Annotated in this window: 18 protein-coding genes and 2 tRNA genes; 8 read left to right on the top strand and 12 right to left on the bottom strand. The window is 51.1% G+C overall.

What is annotated here, in order from left to right; all coding sequences use genetic code 11:
- The 7 genes from SIB88_RS02225 to SIB88_RS02195 form a co-directional block, all read right to left on the bottom strand.
- Positions 1–1,458 (bottom strand): class I SAM-dependent DNA methyltransferase, encoded by a 1,458-nt coding sequence (locus SIB88_RS02225; RefSeq protein ID WP_062957017.1) that lies wholly within the window; start codon positions 1,456–1,458, stop codon positions 1–3.
- On the bottom strand, positions 1,455–3,815 hold the full coding sequence (gene hsdR / locus SIB88_RS02220; protein WP_412559221.1) for an EcoAI/FtnUII family type I restriction enzme subunit R: 2,361 nt from the start codon (positions 3,813–3,815) through the stop codon (positions 1,455–1,457). The genes SIB88_RS02225 and hsdR overlap by 4 nt, the downstream gene beginning before the upstream one ends.
- Positions 3,816–4,016: 201 nt before the next feature.
- Complete coding sequence (locus SIB88_RS02215; protein ID WP_412559220.1) at positions 4,017–4,679, bottom strand: recombinase family protein; 663 nt, start codon at positions 4,677–4,679, stop codon at positions 4,017–4,019.
- Between the two features lie 600 nt (positions 4,680–5,279).
- Positions 5,280–5,741 carry a ribonuclease HI gene (gene rnhA, locus SIB88_RS02210; RefSeq protein ID WP_412559219.1) on the bottom strand — a complete coding sequence of 154 codons (462 nt, stop codon included), beginning with the start codon at positions 5,739–5,741 and terminating at the stop codon, positions 5,280–5,282.
- Between the two features lie 14 nt (positions 5,742–5,755).
- Positions 5,756–6,232, bottom strand: a complete 477-nt coding sequence (locus SIB88_RS02205) for a DUF3102 domain-containing protein (protein WP_412565925.1) — start codon at positions 6,230–6,232, stop codon at positions 5,756–5,758.
- Between the two features lie 368 nt (positions 6,233–6,600).
- Complete coding sequence (locus tag SIB88_RS02200) at positions 6,601–8,220, bottom strand: DUF6538 domain-containing protein (protein ID WP_412559217.1); 1,620 nt, start codon at positions 8,218–8,220, stop codon at positions 6,601–6,603.
- Between the two features lie 110 nt (positions 8,221–8,330).
- Positions 8,331–8,417 (bottom strand) — tRNA-Leu (locus tag SIB88_RS02195).
- Between the two features lie 122 nt (positions 8,418–8,539).
- On the opposite strand from SIB88_RS02195, the gene SIB88_RS02190 reads away from it, so the two are divergent.
- A complete protein-coding gene (locus SIB88_RS02190; protein ID WP_412559216.1) occupies positions 8,540–9,799 on the top strand; it encodes a tyrosine-type recombinase/integrase in 1,260 nt (419 codons plus the stop codon).
- Between the two features lie 66 nt (positions 9,800–9,865).
- Here the strand turns inward: SIB88_RS02190 and SIB88_RS02185 are convergent, their stop codons facing one another.
- Positions 9,866–10,435, bottom strand: coding sequence for a hypothetical protein (locus SIB88_RS02185; protein ID WP_412559215.1), 570 nt, complete (start codon positions 10,433–10,435; stop codon positions 9,866–9,868).
- 142 nt (positions 10,436–10,577) lie between these two features.
- Between SIB88_RS02185 and SIB88_RS02180 the strand changes: the two genes are divergently transcribed.
- From SIB88_RS02180 to SIB88_RS02150, 7 genes are all read left to right on the top strand, one after another.
- Positions 10,578–11,261, top strand: coding sequence for a recombinase family protein (locus SIB88_RS02180; RefSeq protein ID WP_412559214.1), 684 nt, complete (start codon positions 10,578–10,580; stop codon positions 11,259–11,261).
- Positions 11,262–11,335: 74 nt separating this feature from the next.
- On the top strand, positions 11,336–12,892 hold the full coding sequence (locus SIB88_RS02175; protein WP_412559213.1) for a type I restriction-modification system subunit M: 1,557 nt from the start codon (positions 11,336–11,338) through the stop codon (positions 12,890–12,892).
- A complete protein-coding gene (locus SIB88_RS02170; RefSeq protein WP_412559212.1) occupies positions 12,889–14,055 on the top strand; it encodes a restriction endonuclease subunit S in 1,167 nt (388 codons plus the stop codon). Before SIB88_RS02175 ends, SIB88_RS02170 begins: the two co-directional genes overlap by 4 nt.
- Positions 14,052–14,420, top strand: coding sequence for a hypothetical protein (locus tag SIB88_RS02165; protein ID WP_412559211.1), 369 nt, complete (start codon positions 14,052–14,054; stop codon positions 14,418–14,420). The genes SIB88_RS02170 and SIB88_RS02165 overlap by 4 nt, the downstream gene beginning before the upstream one ends.
- 1 nt (position 14,421) lies before the next feature.
- Positions 14,422–17,592, top strand: a complete 3,171-nt coding sequence (locus tag SIB88_RS02160; protein WP_412559210.1) for a type I restriction endonuclease subunit R — start codon at positions 14,422–14,424, stop codon at positions 17,590–17,592.
- Between the two features lie 63 nt (positions 17,593–17,655).
- Positions 17,656–18,954 carry a hypothetical protein gene (locus SIB88_RS02155; protein ID WP_412559209.1) on the top strand — a complete coding sequence of 433 codons (1,299 nt, stop codon included), beginning with the start codon at positions 17,656–17,658 and terminating at the stop codon, positions 18,952–18,954.
- 57 nt (positions 18,955–19,011) lie between these two features.
- Positions 19,012–19,803 (top strand): hypothetical protein, encoded by a 792-nt coding sequence (locus SIB88_RS02150; protein ID WP_412559208.1) that lies wholly within the window; start codon positions 19,012–19,014, stop codon positions 19,801–19,803.
- Between the two features lie 190 nt (positions 19,804–19,993).
- On the opposite strand, the gene SIB88_RS02145 is transcribed toward SIB88_RS02150, so the two are convergent.
- The 4 genes from SIB88_RS02145 to rph form a co-directional block, all read right to left on the bottom strand.
- Positions 19,994–20,080: transfer RNA gene (locus tag SIB88_RS02145), tRNA-Leu, on the bottom strand.
- Positions 20,081–20,249: 169 nt separating this feature from the next.
- Positions 20,250–21,443 (bottom strand): radical SAM family heme chaperone HemW, encoded by a 1,194-nt coding sequence (gene hemW / locus SIB88_RS02140; protein ID WP_412559207.1) that lies wholly within the window; start codon positions 21,441–21,443, stop codon positions 20,250–20,252.
- A 111-nt stretch (positions 21,444–21,554) separates the two neighbouring features.
- Positions 21,555–22,151 carry an RdgB/HAM1 family non-canonical purine NTP pyrophosphatase gene (gene rdgB, locus SIB88_RS02135; protein WP_101246633.1) on the bottom strand — a complete coding sequence of 199 codons (597 nt, stop codon included), beginning with the start codon at positions 22,149–22,151 and terminating at the stop codon, positions 21,555–21,557.
- A 77-nt stretch (positions 22,152–22,228) separates the two neighbouring features.
- Positions 22,229–22,945, bottom strand: coding sequence for a ribonuclease PH (gene rph / locus SIB88_RS02130; protein ID WP_101246634.1), 717 nt, complete (start codon positions 22,943–22,945; stop codon positions 22,229–22,231).
- Positions 22,946–23,092: the final 147 nt, after the last annotated feature.

Here is a 23,092-nt window from a genome sequence, read left to right as displayed (position 1 = left end):
TTATTCTCCCGCCAAACGATTTAAGGCTTCAGCGAGAATGGATTTCAGCTTGTCCTGAGTTGCTGTCATGTCCTGCTGGTTCTTGTTGAACTTTTCCAACAGTTCGGCAGGGTCCATATGCGTGACATCTTGAATGTTGGGGTTCTTGATGTCCAAATTGAAGTTGTTCGCTTTGATGTCTTCAAATGACACCTTCCAAGCGTGGTCGTTTTCTTCCCTGTTATCCCACCAAGCCTTTTCAGGTTCGAACTCTTCAATCTTCATGGGCTTGGTTTTTGAATAGCTTTTGTAGCCTTCGGGGTACGGATGCTCATAAAACCAAACGTCTTTTGTCGGTTCGCCCTTGGTGAAGAACAATAGGTTGGTTTTGATGCCCGTATATGGATTGAAAACACCGTTCGGCAATCGGACAATGGTGTGCAGATTGCATTCCGTCAGGAGCTTTTCTTTGATGCGGGTTTTGATGCCCTCGCCAAAGAGAGTGCCATCAGGCAAAACAACGCCAGCCCGGCCACCATCTTTCAGAAGATGGATAATCAGCACAAGGAAGAGGTCTGCCGTTTCACGGGTTCGGAAGCTGGCGGGGAAATTATTTTCAATGCCGTCTTCTTCCATACCTCCAAAAGGCGGGTTGGTCAGGATCACTTGAACCCTGTCAGACTCTGAGTAATCCACCAAAGGACGGGACAAGGTGTTGCTGTGTCGAATGTTGGTGGGAACATCAATGCCATGCAGAACCATGTTGGTAACGGCAAGCAAGTGGGGGAGAGACTTTTTCTCAACGCCAAAGATAGACTTTTGCAAAGTTTCTCTGTCTTCGGCACTTTTCTCGTACTGAGCGCGTTTGTGGTCAATGGTGCAGGCTAAGAAACCACCTGTTCCACAGGCAGGGTCAAAGACCTTTTCATCCAACTTCGGGTCAAGAATATCCACCATGAATTGGGTGACGGCCCGTGGCGTGTAGAACTCACCTGCGTTTCCGGCACTTTGAAGGTCTTTGAGGATTTGTTCGTAAATGTCGCCAAAGGTATGGCGGTCATCACTTGCGTTAAAATCAATCTCGTTGATTTTGTTGATGACCTGGCGCATCAGGGTGCCAGACTTCATATAGTTGTAGGCATCCTCAAACACGTTTTTGATGACAGTGGCACGTTGCCCTTCTGCACCCGTTGACGGCAGTTCTTTCAGTTTGGGGAAAAGCTCGTTGTTGACAAAATCAAGCAAGGCATCGCCTGTAATGCCCTCAGCATCCTTCGCCCAATTACACCAGCGCAGGTTTTCTGGCATGGGGGAAGTGAAGTCATCATCAAGGAGCTCAAGCTCCTCTTCACGGTCATCAAGGATTTTCAGAAAGAACATCCAGACGAGCTGGCTAATCCTTTGAGCGTCACCATCCACACCAACGTCTTTTCTCATTATGTCTTGGATGGATTTGATGATGCCCGATACGTTACTCATGCAGGTTGGTCCTGTTTAAAAAGCTCGGTTTCAAGGTCATTGATGGCTTTGCCATACTGAGCCTTACCGCCGAAAATAGATTTAATGATTTCAGTGGGGGTACCGATTTGCGGGAAGGGGGCCATCATGAGGATTTTGTTGTCCTCCAATGTCGTCAAACCTTCATCGGCATATTTATCAAGTAGGGCTTCTAAAACTGCTCTGGCTTTGTCCTCGTACTTGGCAAAATAGTTTCGTTTTTTGACTTTCTCGGCACGTTCCTTCCGAGTCAGTGGGGGCTGTCCGTAAGCGACATGGCAGATCAAGTCAAAGGTGCTGTAAGACTCGCCATTGGGAACGGTTTCGCGCAAGACGTTGACGGGAACACCCTGTTCCTCAAGTTCCTTGATGATAGCGGTCTTCTTGTCTGCTTCGTTCCAGCGACGCAAAAAGGCATCCAAGGTTTCAAACTCCTTGGTGATGCTCTTGCGGGAATAGTCCTTCAAGGATTCCGTTATCAGATTGCCGTCGGCATCGAGATATTGAACCCGCTTTGAAAGGACATCCACTTCAACATCATTGATGTAGTATTTCTGCTGGCCTTCGTTGTCTTCGTGGTTGTCCCATGTGACATCCGGGGGGATTTCCTGCCCACTATCATCTACATTGTCTGGCGTTTCACCATCGTCAGGGACAACATTAGCATCTGGTTCTGGGGTATAGACTTGAACGGGTTGCCCATCAAAATCAGGGTCCGCAAAAAGCTCAGTGGCTTTTTTGAAATCCATGATGGTGAAGAACTTTTTACCGTGCTCTTCGTTGACCCGTGTGCCACGACCTATGATTTGCTTAAACTCGGTCATGGATTGGATACGTTGGTCCAAGACAATCAATTTACAGGTTTTGGCATCCACCCCAGTGGTCATCAGTTTTGAGGTGGTAGCAATAACGGGGTATCTGGATTCAGGATTGATGAAATTGTCCAGCTCGGCTTTGCCTTCAGGATTGTCGCCTGTAATCCGCATGACGTAACGGTGATTTTCTGCCATGCGCTCTGGGTTGGCGTTGGCAATTGCTTGTCTCATGCGCTCGGCATGGTCGATATCTTCACAGAATATGATGGTCTTGTCATAGGGGTTTGTTTCCGTGAGGAACTCCGTCACCTTTTGAGCAACCCTTTCTGTGCGCTTTTCAAGAACAAGGGTTCGGTCAAAGTCCTTGGTGTTATAGATGCGGTCTTCAATCAGATTGCCGAACTTGTCCGTTTTGCCCTTTTCAGGGCGATAGCCCTCTAGGTCCTTATCAAAATCAATGCGAATGACCTTGTAAGGCGCAAGGAAGCCATCGCTGATGCCTTGTTTCAGGGAATAGCTGTAAACGGGTTCGCCAAAGTAAGCGATGTTGGAAACGTCATTGGTTTCCTTTGGCGTTGCCGTCAAACCGATATGGGTCGCGCTTGAGAAGTAATCGAGGATTCGTCGCCATGCAGAGGCTTCAGATGCACTTCCACGGTGGCACTCGTCAATGACAATCAAATCAAAGAAATCCGGGGAGAACTGCTTGTATATGTTTTGCTCTTCCTCGGTCCCTGTGACTGCCTGATACAGAGACAGATAGATTTCATAGGACTTGTCTACTGTCCGATTATGAATCTTCGTCATCTTGTCGCCAAAAGGGGCGAAGTCCTGCTGTTTGGTCTGGTCAACAAGGATGTTGCGGTCAGCAAGGAAAAGGATGCGTTTCTTTTGTTTGGCTTTCCACAAACGCCAGATGATTTGGAATGCCGTGTAGGTTTTGCCTGTTCCCGTCGCCATAACCAGAAGAATCTTGTTTTGCCCCTTGGCAATGGCTTCGATGGTTCTGTTGATGGCTATGGATTGGTAATAGCGGGGAGCACGACCACTGCCATCATCATAGTAATCTTGGGAGACAATTTTTGCGGCAGTGTCGGAAAGACCCTTCATGGCTTTGAACTTCTGCCAAAGTACATCAGGGGATGGGAATTCATCTAGGGTAAGTTCGGTTTCCAGCTTCTCCGAAGTTCCCGATTTGTCGTGAAACAAAAATCCCTTACCGTTGGATGAGAAGATAAACGGAATGTCCAGCATATCCGAGTATTCAAGGGCTTGTTGCATTCCTGAGCCGACAGTGTGGGAATCATCTTTGGCTTCGACAATGGCGAGGGGAATGTTCGGCTTGTGATAAAGGATATAGTCAGCACGCTTGGTTTTGCCACGTGCCGTCATCTTACCACGCACAATGATGCGCCCAGCGGTGAACGTGACTTCTTCCCGCATTTGGCTGTTAATATCCCAGCCTGCTTTCTTGATTGCCGGTGTGATGAGTTTGGTTTTCACATCGGCTTCAGACATCTTCATAGCCAATGCTCCCCCGAACGTCTTTTTCACCTCATAAATATGCTATGCCGAACAATATCTTGATTGTCATTTTAAGCAATAGTTTGCGGGAAAAAATGCCATCATAGCGAGATTCTGATGGGCACGACTCTCGTATTGAGATGGATGCAAACAGATAAGCATAGAATCCGTAGGCTATGAGGGTCGGACTATGCCCATTTCTTATTTCTTTTGAAGACGTTCCAACAAACGCTTGACCTGCACAGCCTGCCAATCACCACCGCGCGGTGTGCTAATTCCTGCTGCATTCAAAGACGCGGCAATGTCACGAAGGGTTGCCCCTTGTTCCCTGAGCGGCTTCACAATGCCTTCTAGCTTGTGTGCCCTAATATCTGCTTGTGCCTTGAGAGCCTCATTGCGTTTCATGGTCTTGTCTCTGATTCCACCTAGCTTTTGACCACGCAGCTTGGCTTGCTTCAAAGCCGCCTTTGTCCTTTGCGATATAAAGTCACGTTCTTGCTCCGCCAATGCTGCATAGATATGAAGCTGGAACTTGTCAGCCGAAGGCATTGATGCCACCCGGAAATCAAGCCTCTTGTCTTCCATGAGCTGCGATATAAAGGAGACCTTACGGCTCAGGCGGTCGAGCTTTGCAACCAGAAGAACAGCTTTATCTCGTTTGGCATGGTCAATTGCTTTGGTCAGTTCTGGACGGTCATCATCCTTGCCGGATTGCACATCAACGTATTCTGCAATGACCTCGAACGGTTCAGGGCTGTATGTCTCAAGATACAGGGCCAAGTCCCTCGCCTGAGCCTCAAGACCCAATCCACTGCGCCCTTGGTCTGCTGTACTTACCCGCTTGTAGATGACGTAACGTTCCATAAGCTTGCCCTTGCTAACTGGTTTGTAATTGCCAGTTAAATCGGTTTGTTACAAATGTCAACGTTCGTTGTGTTTGTAACAAAAAGGGGTAGCCGTTGGTTAGGGACCGTGAAGACTGACAAGGCTCAGGTAATAACCGGGACCACCCTATGGGGGGAAGTTTGCGTTAGCTCGTATATGAATGCCTGATCAGATTTGTGACCCCAAAACATCCGCATCCGACCGACACAATGGGACAACAATTTTATATTAAATATAATTAATATAATCAAAAAGCCCCCCTTCCCCCCATAGGTACTCCTAAAGAATTCCTTTAGTCATCCTAAGTCTGCTTTGGCTGTTTATGGTTTCTGAGACCCTCAAACAAGGAAGGAAAGAAGAACCAGTATTCAGAGTGTCCTAGAGTCGTCTTTAAGTAAGACCCAGGTAATCTTGCATGTCATCACAGGAAGTAAAACCACAGCCATATAGCATGTGCCTCTTCCTTCTATGGTGGAACCAAATATGAAACCCGCAGAAACACTGGGGTTTCAGTTTCATCGTTCCGGGTCAGAAAATCGAAGATGAAACCCTTCTCTCCCAACCCGGAACTTTCAGACATCAAGGATTGATGCCTATTCCAATTGCTCTCGACGCAAGTGCATCAACTCGTTCATTTAGTTCATCGCCCGAATGCCCCCTAACCCATTCCCACGTTATATCGTGTAGGGAACTGAGTTCATCCAGTTCACGCCAGAGGTCTGTATTCTTAACAGCCTTTCCGTTTGATCCACGCCACCCCTTGGTTTTCCAGTCACTTATCCAAGTAGTCATGCCCTTGCTCAGATATTGGCTGTCAGTCACTACCCGAACGGTTGACCGACTTCGGTCGAGTGCTTTGAGCGCAGCAATAGCCGCACTTAACTCCATTCGATTGTTCGTTGTCTCGGTCTCGCTCCCGGTAATGATACGCTCACGATCACCCTCGCAGATAATAGCAGCGTACCCTCCCGGACCCGGATTCCCGGTACATGAACCATCGGTGTAAATCGTAATCTGGTTGTTAGTTATCATCGTCGTCATTTTTGATTTGTTATTCATCCAGCCGATACAGGCCGACTATTCGGCAGCGCGAAGGCTTCGAGTTTTCCCTTGGCAACCTCACGCTCATGCTCAGTGCCACGCACAGCCATTGCATGTAGCTTCTGTGCATACTCAGCGTCTGTCTGTGAGAAGAACTGAAGGTGGGCTTTGGATTTCCGCTTGTGAGCGTTGGTATCCAGAACACTGTCAATCGTGGCATCTGGATCAAAAGGCTCGTCTACGGTCCTTTTGGCGACTTGCATGTAACGCTTGGCCTGTGTGTAGGAGAAACGGCGGTTCTCCTCGATCCACGGCTTGAACTCCCCGTGCTTCAAAGTCTTCTTCACACGGAGCAGTTCCTCACCAGCAGCTTTCGCCTCACGGAGCATCCCCTTGCCATGCTCAAGGATGTTCTTGTGGTGGGTGTTGATTGTTTGGGCGCTGAGGGATAGTGGCGCGATTGCAACTGCGGTGTTGGTACCTCGGGTCATCATAAACCTCCATAGTCAAGCAAAGTGTGATTGGGCTATCTATCTATGGAGGTACCCAATCAACATGACCGTAGAGGCCTATAATTTGACCGTACAGAGGGTTTAGATTTTGATACCGTTACGTAGCAAGAAAAAGGTTACCGGCCACCAGTGGCGACAAAATCCACATTTATGTTGTTTTTTGGTTTCCTGATAAGTGCTGCTCTCGACTGTAACCAAAATGGTGATAGTTGCCCGAGACCGTAAATACAGAAAGGCAACAATGATACCTCTCAACATTACTATACGACAGGGGCCGAGCTGATATTTGAATCCATCCATGCAGCTACCCCAGAGCCCCAAGAATCTCTTGGTTGGGCTCCGGGTATTCAGACCTGATAATGGGGTATCTTGCAGATTTCCCGGTAAAGCCCGGCGGGATCACCATACTCCCGCTCATCGACCCCAGCACCTGTATGACCTGTGATCATACGACGCAGTTCCTGAGACATACCGTATTCACGCGCCATCGTAACAAAACGATGCCGCCACCCGTGATTAGGCTTCACATTCGGGTCTGTAATGACCTGCCGTGCAAATTCCCGTAACCTGTTCTTTGCAGAGTTCCACGACCCTCTGATCTCACCTTTGGCATTTGGCTTAAGAAACAAATAGCCGTCGTCCTGAGACCGCACAAAATCAATGAAACCGGTCTCGACAAGGTGGGGGTGTAGTGGGACCTCTCTGTATTCGCCATCCTTCACAGTTACTGTCCCATCAGGCGTTATGAGGATCGCGAAATGTTTTCCATGGTCGATCAGATCAGACTTGCGTAACTGAACAATCTCACCAACCCGTGCCCCTGTATAAGCGCAGACCCAAGGCACCCACCGCTTTGCATTGAGAAGCCTTTGCGTCTCATTTGGCTGTGTCCGAGAATAGTTCAGGGAATGACGCAACAAAGCCACGGCCTCAGCTTCGGTAAAGCCTTTGGGCCTACTACGTTTGACCTTCGGCAGAGCAACAGTCACCCCCTTGGCAGGGTTATCTGCGATCAGGTGCTGACTTACACCCCAGTTAAAGACGGACTTCAAACCTGCCAACTCAGAATCCTTGATTGTCCGTGCTGAGATCGGCTTTCCAGTTCGGGGGTTTACATCTGAAAGTCGTTTGTCCTTGTAACCGACAACATCACGAGGCGTTACCTTGGTTGCGTCATCATGTCCAAGGTAGTCGATAAAGTATCGAACGGCTTTGCTATAACTCTCGTATGTACTTACGGAGCGACCACCATCTCGGCCAGCCTCTTTCCACCAGCCCTCCAAAAGCTGGGTGATGGTAACTTGGGGCGCGGCCTTTGTCTCAGGAGCCGTAAGGTCTTCCCAGTCTGGAAAACGAGATTCGTAACTGTCAGGTGTGTAATCACCAAAGCTGTGACGTTGCAGTTTTTCTGCTGCAAGGTCCATCGCAACAGCAACCTGCTCTAGCAGCTTTAACCGGCTATCATCATCGACAATAAGCCCACGCTTGGATAACGCAACGTCCGCAAATGCACCAAAACGATCTTCTAGGCTTTTTCTGGTCTTAGAGGGACTAGAGATCATCAGCTGGGCCACGCCAAACTCACCACGCTGGGCAGCTTTGTTATCAGCCCTTACCCTCTCCCATAACGATGGGGAACCCGGATCGTCTTCAAGTACGCCTACCAAAACCTTGTATATTTCACCGGCAAGTGCAACGGCCTGTTTCATCGTCAGCTTTACAGGCCCGTTCCGAACCGACTGCCAAACCCCTTCGAGATAAGCAGCAATCTGTGCCTGTCTTATTTTGGCTTCATGGGGATCACGAGTGCCAAGCGACACCTTGACGACCGATGCAGATGCACTAACCGTACGAGAGACGATTTTGTCACCCACAGGAATCGAAAGTTTTGTACCAGAAATCTTCGGACGTATGTCAGCCGGGATACGCTGAACAAAGTACAGGATGCTTGAATCTTTACGCCGCATCGGACGGACCAACCGGAAAAGCATTGTTCCCCACCATTGTGTACCAGTTTGGTGAGGAATAACCGTTTGTTTTCGGGAGGTTCCCGGTATCTCTAGGATACGCGGGAGAATGGTGCCCAGGAGAAGACTCGAACTTCCACGACCTAATGGCCACTGGCACCTGAAGCCAGCGCGTCTACCAATTCCGCCACCTGGGCATAGGGGCATCTGGTTTGTTCGGGCGGTGTCCGCCGGAACGGGGCCGCTTGTAGTACAAGCTTGTAGTACATTCAAGGGAAACCGATGACCGACCCTGCGTTTATCCGAAAGGGAACGCAGAATGGTACGTATGGTAAAGCGAAAAGGCCGGAACAACTGGGAAATCTTCTATCCGCTCCCCGCTGATCTTCGGGTCGCCCTAAAGACCCCTGCATTGTATCGAACGCTCGCAACAGGTGATCGCCAAGAAGCAGCGAGTCGCTACCCTGCACGAGTCGTTGAGGTCATCCTTGAAGTCACCAAACTCAAACAACGGCTCACGCAGTCGCCCTTTGCGGTAGAACCAAAGCAAGAAGCACAGCAGGAACTCCAGAAAGCTGCCAACCCAGCACCTCAGGCGACAACAAAAGCAGTCCTGATAAAGAATGTCATTGAAGCATGGCGGAATGACCTCAAGCCTCAGCTATCTAAGAGTACTCAGGAAGAATATGAACGAGCGATCAAACGCCTTCTGACTTGGAGCAAATCCCGAGACATTCGGTTCATTCACGAGTTCGACCGAAAGACTGTGCGCGAGTTTGTCAGTGAAAGTTACCATGGTCGCAGCGGTAAAACCGTAAAGCTCGCCCTTGGTGGTCTTCGCGGTGTTTGGGACCACGCATTCACAGTGGGCTGGACTGAAGACAAATCGACTATCTGGAGCAACCACAATTATAACGACCGAATGAAAATCGGCACCGGCGAGATTAAGACCGATGACCAGTCGGAACTGCCATTTTCCTTTGATGACATTCGGACTTTACTGAGAGAACTTAAGCCAGTCGGTTTCAAGCAGTTGATCGCACTTGCACTGATTACCGGTGCCCGGAGTTCTGAGATCGCAAATGCTAAGCGTGACCACTTATCTTTGCGTGAGGATGGGTACTGGCTCGACATTCACGGGACCAAGACAAAAAGCGCCCACCGCAGAGTTCCGATACCAAGAGCGTTCGACCAGTTTATCGAGAGCCTTATCAACGAAACGACCGATGGCTATCTCATCCCCTTGTATGAGGATAAAGAATGGTCCAATGAGCGGGACCGAGCACGGTATATCAACAAAGAAATCAATAGAAAGCGTCGCCTTTTGAACCTTCCGAACACGCGCCGCCAAGGCATCCATTCAACGCGTCGAACATACATTGAACTTTTGGAAGGCGAGGAAGTCCCGCTTGGAACCATCAAATTGCTCGTAGGGCACAAGCGAACCGACCTTACAATCGGTACTTATTCAAAAGGCACATATGTGAACTTGCGCAAAGCCGCAGAGCATTTGGCGTTGAACCGAGATTTTGTTCGCACAATTAAATCATCAATTGGACGTGACGATAACCCGGAATGATTTTTCCGAAAAAATGTGAGAGGGGAATTGATATTAAGTTATCGTGCAATTCCCCCCCATATCCCATCATTCGTGATGAATTGTTAGTGCATCCGGGCGGTCATTTTTAAATTCCACTTCAAGCCTTGGCGCACTGACGATCTCGCATGACTTGCTGAGCTCACAGCAGAAGCTTTCGTAAGCTGCCTGCACCCCAAACGCCAAAGGAACGAGAGGACTATCTGTGGGAAAGTGACTGAGAGCAGTTAAAGTCCCAAAGCCCTTGAACCACATCAGTTCATTTGCGGGTCGACGCCCAGCATAAGCGCCTACGTTTTGGCAATATCCCAAATACTCCGCAACAAAGCCCGTCTGTTGCGCAATCTCTTCGTTGGTCATCGTTGTTCTGTAGACGCTCTCAACAGCACTCCGCCAAGTGACCGTAAGATTCCCTAGCTGGTTACAATTCGCATACAAGATAATCTTCGGCACTATTCCTGGCACACGATTTCGCTCAGACAGGAACTCTTCGTAGTTTGCCTTGTTGATGCCGTAACCGGCTTCAGCAGCGGCCATAATCGTCGGAAACTGTCCAGGAATATCTGCTCGCTCTTGGGCTTGTTTAGCCAGATACAAAAATCCGTCGCTCAAATTCATGTGTCACTCGTAGGCTAAATTGACGAAAAACACATTTGAATCAGCACCTTCTAGTTTGGTCAAGTCGAGATTACGTAACTAGACAATGCGTACAAAATTACCTAACGTCCATTACGTGATTTTGTACTGCAAGGTAAACAACATGAAAATCGTTGCCTATCATCGCGTCTCCACCGCCCGTCAAGGCAGCAGCGGCCTGGGGTTGGAAGCTCAGACGAAGGCCATCAATGACTTCTCCACCGCAAGGAACGCAACCATTACCGGAACCTTTACCGAGGTTGAGAGCGGGAAGAACAACGATAGGCCTGAACTGCAAAAGGCCCTTCACCTTGCCAAGGTCACTGGTGCAACCCTGGTCATCGCCAAGCTTGATCGACTTTCACGCAACGCTGCCTTCCTGCTGACCCTTCGAGACAGTGGGGTGAAATTCATTGCCGCAGACATGCCAGATGCAAACGAGCTGACCGTGGGCATCATGGCCTTGGTCGCCCAGCAGGAACGTGAAGCCATCTCGAAGCGCACTACAGAGGCCCTAGCAGCGGCCAAGGCAAGAGGAACCAAACTTGGCAATCCAAACGGTGCAGCCGCCCTGAGACGTGCTGGAAAGGGAAATATGGCGGGCGTAAAGGCTATCAAGCAAGCCGCTGATGATCACGCCAAGGACCTTGCACCAGTGATTGAAAGCATTCGATCAGAAGGCGTTGAAAGCCTCGGCGGAATCGCAAGCATCCTCAACAAGCGCGGCATGTTGACGCCTCGCGGTGGGCAGTGGCACAAGTCGTCGGTGAAAAATCTATTGTCCCGCCTTGATCAACTCGCGCTCTGATTAATCAAGCAGTGGCGTCTTACACCCATTCCGGGTAATCTTTGCAAAACATCAGAAGACCAAAAGGGTATTACGTGGTTAACGGGGAAATCGAAAAGCGCCTTTGGGCGGCAGCGGACCAGCTTTGGGCAAACTCTGACCTGAAGCCAGCAGAGTTTTCAACACCAGTCCTAGGGCTGATTTTCCTGCGCTATGCTGAGAAGAAATATGCTGAAGCCGAAGCCAAGCTCGGTCCCATTGGCACAGGTGGTCGCCGTAAGATCAGCAAGGCAGATTACGAAGCCGAACACGTCATCTTCCTGCCGCCTGAAGCCCGCTTCTCGTATCTCCAGGCCCTGACCGAGGGTGACAATATCGGCAAGTCAATCAACGAGGCGATGAAGGCGATTGAGGAGGAAAACCCTGATCTCAGAGGCGCTCTTCCGCGCAACTATACCCGCATCGACAATAAGGTGCTGATCGAGCTTCTGCGTCTGTTGGCACCGATTGACCTTTCCGGTGACGCGTTCGGTAAAGTCTACGAATACTTCCTCGGCAACTTCGCGATGAAGGAAGGCCAGAAGGGCGGTGTTTTCTATACCCCTGAAGCCATCGTGAAGCTGATTGTCGAAATCATCGAACCTTATCATGGCCGTATCTATGACCCAGCATGTGGGTCGGGCGGTATGTTCGTGCATTCGGCTGACTTCGTTGAACGCCACCACAAGTCGGCGATGGATGAAATCTCGATCTTCGGGACGGAGAAAGACCAGACCACAGTCAACCTTAACAAGATGAACCTTGCCGTCCACGGGTTGTCAGGTGATGTCCGTGTGGCCAACACCTTCTATGAAGACCCCCACAACTCGGTGGACAAGCTTGGTGGCCGCTTCGACTTCATCATGGCAAACCCACCATTCAATGTATCGGGTGTCGACAAGGAACGGCTCGAAGGTGACGTTCGCTTTTCACTCGGTCTACCGAAGACAGATAACGCCAACTATCTGTGGATACAGCTTTTCTATAACGCCTTGAACGAAACCGGACGAGCTGGCTTTGTTATGGCAAACTCCGCTGGTGACGCCCGAGGTTCGGAACAAACCATCCGTCAAAAGCTGATCGAAAGCGGCGCGGTGGATGTGATCGTCTCGGTTGGTCCGAACTTCTTTTACACCGTCACTCTGCCCTGCACCCTTTGGTTCTTCGACAAGGGCAAGATCGGTCAGGAAAATGAAGACAAGGTCCTTTTTGTTGATGCACGGCATATCTTCAACCAAATCGACCGCGCCCATCGTGACTTCACGCCGCAGCAGATCGAGTTCTTGGCAAATATTGTGCGCCTGTACCGGGGTGAACCCGTCGAGCAGGAGCAAGGCAGCGCAAGCCTTTTGACCGACAAGGGACTTGGTGACGGTTATTTGGACGTCCCTGGTCTGTGCAAAGTTGCAACGCGGGCGGAGATCGAAGCCCAAGGCTGGTCCCTCAACCCTGGCCGCTATGTTGGGTCTGCGGTGATACATGCAGAGGACGTGGACTTCACCGAACGGTTGGAAGAACTTAACGAGGAACTGGAAGTCCTCAATTCCGAAGCGCGGGAACTGGAAGACCAGATTGCCCTGAATGTGGCCTCTGTGTTGGAGGCAAATTCGTGACAGTCTTGAACGACCTTTGCGAACTGATCGTGGATTGTGAACACAAAACCGCGCCCAAAAGCCCACAGGGTTTTCCTTCAATTCGCACCCCAAACGTGGGAAGAGGGCGGCTGATACTTGAAGGTGCAAACCGGGTAGACCAGAACACTTATGATAGATGGACGCGCAGAGCAGTCCCTCGAACCGACGACCTTATAATTGCTCGTGAAGCTCCTGTAGGAAACGTTGCGATAATCAGGGCTGGACAACAGGTTTGCCTAGGACAAAGAACCGTTTTAGTGCGACCTGACCCCAAAAAAGTTTACCCAGAGTTTCTATGCTATTTCATGCTTGGCGAATATGTCCAAGGGCAGTTCCAAGGCGTTTCCGTCGGAGCAACCGTACCCCATTTAAATATGGCAGACATACGAGGTCTTGTTGTACCTCCATTGCCAAACCTTCAAACCCAACGCCGCATCGCCTCCATCCTGTCCGCCTATGACGACCTGATCGAGAACAACACGCGACGCATTGCAATTCTGGAAGAAATGGCTCGGCGGCTCTACGAGGAATGGTTCGTGCATTTCCGCTTCCCTGGGCATGAGGACGCGACGTTCATCGAAACCGAAGATGGAAGGGTGCCGGAGGGGTGGAAATATAATCGTCTTCAGGACTTCATTGAACTTGCTTACGGGAAAGCACTAAAAGCTGCTGACAGAGAAGAAGGTCCATATCCTGTTTTTGGCTCAAGCGGAATTGTGGGCACGCACAAGAACTATCTCGTCGAGGGGCCGGGCATTATCTTGGGTCGAAAAGGGAACGTCGGCAGTGTTCACTGGACAGAACAATCTTTCTTTCCAATTGACACAGTTTACTATGTAAAAACAGAACTCCCACTCGAGTATGTTTTCTTCAATTTGCAGACACAGAATTTCTTGAACAATGATGCTGCTGTACCTGGTTTGAACCGAAATCAAGCTTATGCTTTGCCTTTCTTGAAGCCATCAGATGAGTTGCTTGAGAAGTTCACACTTCATTGCAAGCCCCTTTATGATTTGGTCAGAAAACTGCGTCGCAAGAGTGAAAACCTCCGCGCCCAACGTGACCTTCTGCTACCCAAACTGATCTCTGGTGAGATTACTGTGAGGGAGGGTGAAAACAGCTTGGAGAACGCCGTGGCATGATTTCTAGAGGACAACAAATCGTTCGGCGTTCTTTAAAAAACTGGGGGCGCGTTGAAATAGGCAATCAAACAATTGAGCGCCTACTCTATTCGCATGAGAAAGACAAAGACCGAAAGATTGAAACCGCCTTTATTGAGCATCGTAATGATTTCCTGCTGGTCTGGCGTCCTATTTCCGAACCACCCTCGAAATGGCGTCCGCTGTATGAATTACGAATGACCAGAGATAGCACCCCACGTATCGTCCTGCCGCTTAGAAAGACAGTAACTGTCGAGGGGGTATCTCTAAAACTACCCCAAGCCGAACTCACGATTGACCCTGAGCTACGAAAGCACCTTTCAAACCTGAAAGCGGAGCCAAAGTGATATGACCCCACTGTCTCCCGCCTACGAATACTCTGAAGACGCGCTTGAACAAGATGCTCTGCGCCTGTTCGAGGCATTGGGCTGGGAGATTGCAAACCTTTATGGTGAGTGGGCGAATGGTGCGTCCAGCGAGGGCAGAAAGAACGATCATGAAGTGGTGCTAGTTGCCCGCCTTCGCTCGGCACTGGTTCGGTTAAATCCGCAGCTCGGCAACGATGCATTTGACCAGGCAATCGAAACGCTAACCCGTGATCGTTCGACCATGATTGCGGTGAACGCCAATCAGGAAGTCTATGGACTGCTGAAGCATGGTGTTCGGGTCGAGGTTCAAGATGAACACGGACGACCGACCAGCGAGCTTGTCCGTGTGGTCGACTGGAACACCCCAGAGAATAACGACTTCTTCCTGGCGTCTCAATTCTGGGTGCGTGGTGATCTATATAATCGTCGCTGTGACTTGGTCGGCTTTGTGAATGGCATTCCGTTGTTGTTCATTGAGCTGAAAGCCAGCCACAACACGCTGAAAGCGGCCTTCGACGGCAACCTCACAGACTACCGCAACGCCATTCCCCAGTTGTTCACCTACAATGGTTTCCTGATGCTCTCCAACGGCTCCAAAAGCGTGATGGGAAGCACTTCTGCCGCCTGGGAGCATTTCTTTGAGTGGAAGCGCATAAACGACGAAGGTGAAACCGGTGTGGTTTCCCTTGATACAATGATCAGAGGGACGGCAACGCCTGAACGTCTGCTCGACATCGTTGAAAACTTCACGGTGTTTGAGGAAGCCAAGGGTGGCTTGATCAAGAAGGTTGGGAAGAACCATCAGTATCTTGGTGTCAACAAAGCCATCAAGGAGCTGGAGAAAGTCAGCAAACGTCCTGCTGATGAAGCCGGTCGGCTTGGGGTTTTCTGGCACACCCAAGGGTCGGGCAAGTCGCTTTCAATGGTGTTCTTCACCCAAAAGATTTTGCGCACCGTTCCCGGCAACTGGACCTTCCTGATCGTTACTGACCGAGACGAACTGGATAGCCAGATATATAAGACCTTTGCGGCCACCGGTGCGGTCACCGAGGCAGAAGCCCATGCGACCAGTCGCCTCCATCTGAGGCAATTGCTGACCGAAGACCACCGCTATGTCTTCACGCTCATCCACAAGTTCGGCACGGCACAGGGTGAGGTTTACCCGAAGCTGTCAGACCGCCAAGACATCATCGTCATCACGGACGAGGCCCACCGCTCACAATATGACACGCTGGCGCTAAACATGCGCTCTGCACTGCCGAATGCGGCATTCCTTGGCTTTACAGGTACCCCGTTGATTGCGGGCGAAGAGAAGACCAAAGAGGTATTTGGTGACTACATCTCGGTCTATGACTTTGGTCAGTCGATTGCTGATGGGGCAACGGTGCCTCTGTATTATGAAAACCGTATTCCCGAACTTCAGCTCACCAACGAGACCCTGTCAGACGACCTTCAGAAAATCCTTGAAGATGCCGAGCTGGATAGCGACCAGGAACGCAAGGTTCAGCAGGTTTTCGCCAAGGAATATCATCTGATTACCCGCGACGAACGCCTGGAAGCGATTGCTGAGGACCTTGTGCAGCATTTCACCGGTCGAGGGTATCAGGGCAAAGCGATGATGGTCTGCATCGACAAGGCAACTGCCATCAAGATGTATGACAAGGTTCAGGCCCACTGGAAAGACCACCTGACGCGTTTAAAAGCCAAGCTCCCCACAGTCCCCGAGGAAGAACGCGAAGCCATGCAGGCGACCATTGAACGCATGGAAGAAACGGACATGGCGGTGGTTGTTTCCCAGGGGCAGAATGAAATCGCCGAGATGGAAGCCAAGGGTCTGGACATTCTGCCTCACCGCAGACGGATGGTCGAAGGCGATATTGACGAGGAATTCAAAGACGCTGCCAATCCGCTGCGCCTTGTGTTTGTCTGTGCGATGTGGATTACCGGGTTTGATGTCCCGTCTTGTTCTACCATCTATCTCGACAAGCCGATGAAGAACCATACCCTGATGCAAACAATTGCCAGGGCAAACCGCAAGTATCCAGGCAAAGAAGCGGGCTTGATTGTCGACTATGTGGGCGTCTTCAGGAAGCTTCAGGAAGCCTTGTCGATCTATGGAGGAGAGGCCGGAAGCGGTGGCGAACAGCCGATCAAAGACAAGAGTGAACTTGTCGAACACCTCAAGAAGCTGATCGCACCAGCGATAGGCTATATGGTCGAAAGGGAAATTGACCCCACCAAGATCAAAGAGGCAAAGGGTTTCGAAAAAATTGCCCTCGTTGATGATGCACTTGAGAAGCTAATCAAAAACGACGACGAGAAACGAACGTTCCTTAGCATGGCGTCCTCTGTCTCACGCGTGTACCGGGCCATTCTTCCTGATAAAATCGCCAATGAAGTTGTAGCCGACGCAGTTTTGATCTCGGTGTTAGCAATCAAGATCAAGAAAAAAGCCCCTCCTATCGACATCTCGGCAGTCATGGACCAGGTTGAAGACTTGCTCGACCGCTCTGTCGCACCAATGCCTTACCTTATCCACGAAACGCCTGATGAAAAACTTTACGACCTGGGCAAGATCGACTTCGAGAAGCTCAAGGAAAAGTTCGCCAAGGGTCGGAAACGGACCGAGGCTGAAAAGCTGAAGGCGTTGCTGAACGAGAAGCTGGTCCAGATGGCAAAGCTTAATCCGTCACGCGCCGACTTCCTCGAAAAGTTCGAGAAACTGATTGCAAGATACAACTCCGGCAGTGCCAACATTGACGAGCTTTTCGACCAGTTGCTTGACCTTGCTGCGTCAACCAATGAAGAAGACCAACGCGCCATGCGTGAAGGCCTGACCGAAGAGGAATTGGCTGTCTTTGACATTCTGACGCAACCAGAACCCGCATTGACCGACAAACAACGAGAACAGGTCAAGAAGGTCTGTAAGAGCCTGCTGGAGAAGCTTAAGGCTGAAAAGCTGGTTCTGGACTGGAGAGAGAAAGCAGCCACCAGGGGCGCTGTGAGACAGGCCATTGAGATCGAACTGGACCGTGGCCTTCCAGAAGTATACGACGAGACGATATACGAAGATAAATGCCATGCCGCATTTGCCCACATCTTCAGTTCTTACTCTGGCGGTGGGGCGAGCATTTACTCTACGCTCCACTAATTTCCCTTTATCCGCCAATGTTTGCCCCTGCACGAGAGGGGTGGCTATGTTGTGACCACCAGAATGACTGATACAGAAGACCAAAAAGAACAGAAACTTGACGACCGCCCATTCAACCCTTGGCGCATCCCCATCACCGACAAAGCAAAGCAAGTTGTTGAAGAAGCAATCAAGCTCCTTGAAAGCTACGAACGTTACTACAAGCTTCGGAAACGTACTCGCCGTCCTGCTGACCAAACCGTTTTTGAACGAACAGTTTCAGCCATCCTTTGCGATGCGATTTATCACCATCTCACCGGTGATATAGGCGACATATTCATCACCCGCTCCAACCAGGTTCTTGGGCGGAAGAGTCGCTATCGCCCAGATGCACTGAACAAGAAGCTCCCAGCCATCCTAGATATGATGATCGCGCCTGAGATGGATTACATCACACTCGAAGTGGGCCATCAGGGTTACTTTGGACCTGCTCGGAGAACGACTATCAAGGCAGGCTGGAGGGCATTGAGGAGAATTCATGAGCATGACCTCTCCATCGAGGATTTCGGTCTTGCTGATGATCAGGAAGTCATCATTCTGCGCAGCAAGAAGGAGGATTTCTGGGATGAAGGTGAAGACATCGAATACGACGATACGCCTGAAACTATCCTCTATCGACAACAGGTACGAGACATCAACAGTTGGTTGGATAGTGCTGACCTCAGCTTTGACGAAGCAATGCTGAATGAAGGTGAAAGGTTCATAGACTCCAACGACCGTCGCTTGCGCAGGATATTCACCCAAGAACGGTTTGACAGTGGTGGACGCCTCTTTGGCGGCTTCTGGCAACGACTTAAGAAGAAAGACCGCTTTGGTAGTCTCATGATCGGTGATGAGTTTGTCGTGGAACTCGACTACGGTCAGATGACCCCACGCATCATCTACGGAATGCTGGAGGAAGAACCACCCGCAGACGACCTATATTCTGTCCCAGGCTTTGCCAATCACAGGTCAGGGATTAAGCGGGTCATGAATGCAATGCTCTTCAGCACCAAACCTCTGACCAGGATGCCCAAGGGGGTACGCCAGAGTTTTGCCAGAGACCATCACATCACCGATGTATGTAAAGCAATCGAGGCAGCTCACCCTGCTATCAGCTCCAAATTCTATACTGGCATTGGTCATGATACTCAGTTCATCGAGAGTGAAATCTTGATCGACACCCTTCTTCGTCTCAAGGAAATGAACATCGTTGCTTTGCCTATTCACGATGCTTTGATTGTTCCTTCTTCTTCACAAGACCAGGTCAGGGAAGTGATGCTCTCTACCTTCAAAGCACACACTGGTATTGATGGACTGGTAAGTATTGAGAAGGGGAATTGAGGCTGGTGTATATCCTTAAGGAGAGCCTCCGCTTTCCAAATGAGGGACTCATAAAAAATGAATGATTATCAAAGATTTATTAGACGTCAATCGGAGATCAAGCAACGCGCCAAAACTCCGAACCACATGTACGGTTACTGCCGCATCATCGGCTGTGGAAAACCTGCTCGTGCAGGCACCAATGATGGTTTGGACAAGAAGTACTGCCGCTCCCATTATGAACACTTCCAGCGTCACGGAAGTGTGGTCAAGGGCAGCTATACTGCGCGGGATGTAAATCCTTATCGCCACGCGGCGTTAGAATGGCTTCTGGCCAATACTGATGATGTTTGGGTCACAGACGCCATCGGTCGTGTGAGGGGCCTGTATCAGCGTTCAGGGCGCAACATCGAGGCATTCCGACTTCGCGGCCTATCCCCGTCAGATCGTGCAAAAGCTGCATGGGCAAGACTACGGCACCACGGAATTGACCCTTTGCTTGTCATCGCTTCGTGGTTGGCCATCGAGCTGGTCGTAAAGGATGACCCTCAGCCGGTACTCACATCAGAATTTAAGCAAGTCCAAGGTGCGAAGCTCATTCATAAGATGGCTTCAGGTACCCACAAGAAGTGGGACACACAAAACAGCACCAGCGCAATGACGCGGACGACTGAACTGCACGTCTACCCCCGCCCTCGTGGACGCGTCTTGAGACACATTGGTCGCCAACTGGCAGAGACAAGTGAGCTGTTGGTAGATCACCGTATCGGTGACATCTCAACGTTCGTCCAGAAGCGATTTAACGAGCAAGGAAGGCCCTCTCGGCCATGGCCCAAGGGTTGGTCTGCGAGAAGGCGAAAGGACGACTGAAGGCCTTTTCAACAGGCCCAAATGGCGCTCAAAACCTTTTGGGTCTTCAACTCGACAGTCAGCTCGTGTAGAACGAGATTTGTGTCTGAAATGTTAGTCAGCAGGGAAGGAAAATCGGTAGTACTTTTATGTAGTACAAACAGCAAACCCCAGGCTGAGAAGCCTTTGAAAACATTATGTTTTTGGGGTATGGTGCCCAGGAGAAGACTCGAACTTCCACGACCTAATGGCCACTGGCACCTGAAGCCAGCGCGTCTACCAATTCCGCCACCTGGGCATAGGGGCATCTGGTTTTGTTCGGGCGGTGTCCGCCGGAACGGGGCGGAATATACGCGGTCAGCTTAAAGTGTCAACCAACTTTTTGATGGTTTGGTGAAACTAAATCGCGCAAAGCCGCCTTGGGCCGAAAACACACGGATTTTCCTTGGTTTTCGCGGATTTTCACATCACGCCGAATGGTCGAACAAATAGCCCAGAACACCATTCAGCCGGTTTCTGCCCTGCTGGGTTGCCCGAAGGCCCGCAGAATCACAGATCAGATCACCCGACGCGATCAGGGTTTCGAGCCGTTCCGAATCCAGCACATCACGTGGTGCCTTGCCAATGATCCGATCAAACCGCGATACCGGAATGGTTTCATTAAGCCGCAGGCCCATCATCACCATTTCAAGCAGGCGTTCATCCGCATCCAGCACGGTTTCTTCCTGCGTGCCATGGCCATGCTTTTCCACCCGATCCAGCCAGATTTCCGGCGCACGGTGGCGACGCACTGCCATCGGGATGGTGCTGCCATCGGGTTGAATCACGGCTTCGCGGCCATGTGCGCCCGGGCCAATGCCCAGATAATCGCCATAGCGCCAGTAAACGAGGTTATGACGGCTTTCCTGACCGGGCTTGGCGTGGTTGGAAACCTCATAACAGCGATAACCGGCCGCTTCGGTTTCTTCCTGGGTGATTTCGTAAAGTTCGGTGGCAAGGTCTTCGTCGGGCACCACCAGTTCGCCGCGCTGATGCAGGGTATAGAACTGTGTGCCCGGCTCGATGGTCAACTGATAAAGCGAGATATGACCATTGGCGATATCAAGCCCTTCGCGCAGCTCCTTGCGCCAGGCCTTGGGATCATGTTCCGGACGGGCATAGATCAGATCGAATGAAAAGCGATCAAACACCGTGGTCGCCACATCAAGGGCGCGCAGCGCCTCCTTGGCGGAATGCACACGGCCCAGGAATTTAAGATCACGGTCATTAAGCGCCTGGATACCGATCGATACCCGGTTGATGCCATTCGCCGCAAAGGCCGAAAAACGGTCAATCTCGACCGTGCCAGGATTGGCTTCCAGCGTGATTTCAAGATCGTCCGTGACCTGCCAGAAGGTCTTGATATCGGCAATCAGCGCGCCCGCGGTTTCCGGATCCATCAGCGACGGCGTACCACCGCCAAAGAAAACCGACCCGACAACGCGCCCCGGATGACGTGCGGCACCCGCAGCAAGCTCTGCGCGCAGCGCCTTGCGCCAGCGGGCATGATCGACACTGTTCGCCACATGGCTGTTGAAATCGCAATAGGGGCATTTCGACAGACAGAACGGCCAGTGGATATAGATGCCAAACGGCACGGTTTCGACAAGGGGTGCGGACACGCGGAACTCTTTTAAATGCGGGAAGAAGGGCCATAAACTAACACGCACCGCCGATCATGACATCAGCGATGCGTGCATATGTTCAATGCAGGGTTTGGACCTGTGAAAGGCTTATTCGAAGCAGGCCTTGACCAGCTGGGCAAAGGCATCGGCACGGTGGCTCATTTCATGCTTTTTGGCCGGGTCCATTTCGCCAAAGGTTTCGTCATATCCCTTGGGCTGGAAGATCGGGTCATAGCCAAATCCGTGACGACCGCGCTTCGGCCAGACGATTTCGCCATCGATCTTGCCTTCGAAATTCTCGACATGCCCATCGGGCCAGGCCAGTGACAGCGCACAGATAAAGGACGCCCGGCGATCCGGGTGGTTGCCGATCCCGTTCTGGACCTTTTCCATCGCCATGTCGAAATCCTTGTCCGGACCGGCCCAGCGCGCCGAATAGATCCCCGGTGCACCATCAAGGGCGGAAACCGCAAGGCCGCTGTCATCGGCCAGTGCCGGAAGATTGGCCCCCTTTGCCGCGGCCATCGATTTCAGCTGCGCATTGCCGATAAAGGTCTTTTCGGTTTCTTCGGGCTCTGGCAAATCAAGTTCGCCGGCTGAAAATACCTCGATCCCGAACGGGGCGAGCAATTCGCCAATTTCCTTGATCTTGCCTTTGTTATGGCTGGCAATCACCAGTTTCTTTTCCGTAAAACGACGCGCCATTTTTCTGCCTGGGATACAATAAGGGTCAGATGTGAAAAGCGGCAGGTGAGATGCCTGCCGCAAACTGCAATTCCAGCTTAAAGGCCAAGGGCCTCGCGCTGTTTGGCAAACAGCTCTTTGCAGCCTTTTTCCGCCAGCGCGAACATCTTGTCGTAAGAGTCACGATCAAACGGCACGTCTTCGGCAGTTGCCTGCACCTCGACGATGCCACCATTGCCCGCCAGCACAAAGTTGGCATCAGCACCCGCATTGCTGTCTTCAGCATAATCCAGATCAAGAACGGCCTCGCCTTCATAAATACCGCATGAGATGGCAGCAACCGGCTGGGTCAGCGGGATTTCCTTGATCAGGCCAAGGCGACGCACGCCCTGAAATGCCAGATGGGCCGCGACATAGGCACCGGTGATTGATGCGGTACGGGTACCGCCATCAGCCTGAATGACATCACAATCCAGACGCATCTGCATTTCGCCCATGGCTTTCATATCGGCCACAGCACGGATCGAACGACCGATCAGACGCTGAATTTCCTGGGTACGGCCCGACTGGCCGCCACGCGCAGCTTCACGCTGCATACGCGAATCGGTGGCACGCGGCAGCATGCCGTATTCTGCGGTGATCCAGCCTTTGCCGGAATTGCGCATCCAGCCAGGCACCTTGTCTTCGACCGTGGCGGTACAAATAACGTGGGTGTCGCCGAATTTGATCAGGCAGGACCCTTCGGCATATTTCGAAACACCGGTTTCAATGGTTACGTCACGAAGCTGATCGGGGGTACGGCCGGATGGGCGCATGAGTGGGAACCTCTTGTTTGTAAGGTCAGGCCCTTGTGACAAAGCAACAAAGGCGAACTGTCTGAAAATTTGGCCCAAAGTACGGCGCCACCCGCCAAAGGTCCAGCAGTTTCCCCGTCAAAATTGCGTCCGATTCGCACATCAATG

Source organism: Thalassospira sp. MIT121401, assembly GCF_047125595.1.
GTDB lineage: Bacteria > Pseudomonadota > Alphaproteobacteria > Rhodospirillales > Thalassospiraceae > Thalassospira > Thalassospira povalilytica.
Note: the sequence above shows the minus strand (reverse complement) of the source record. Positions and strands in the feature narration are given on the sequence as shown.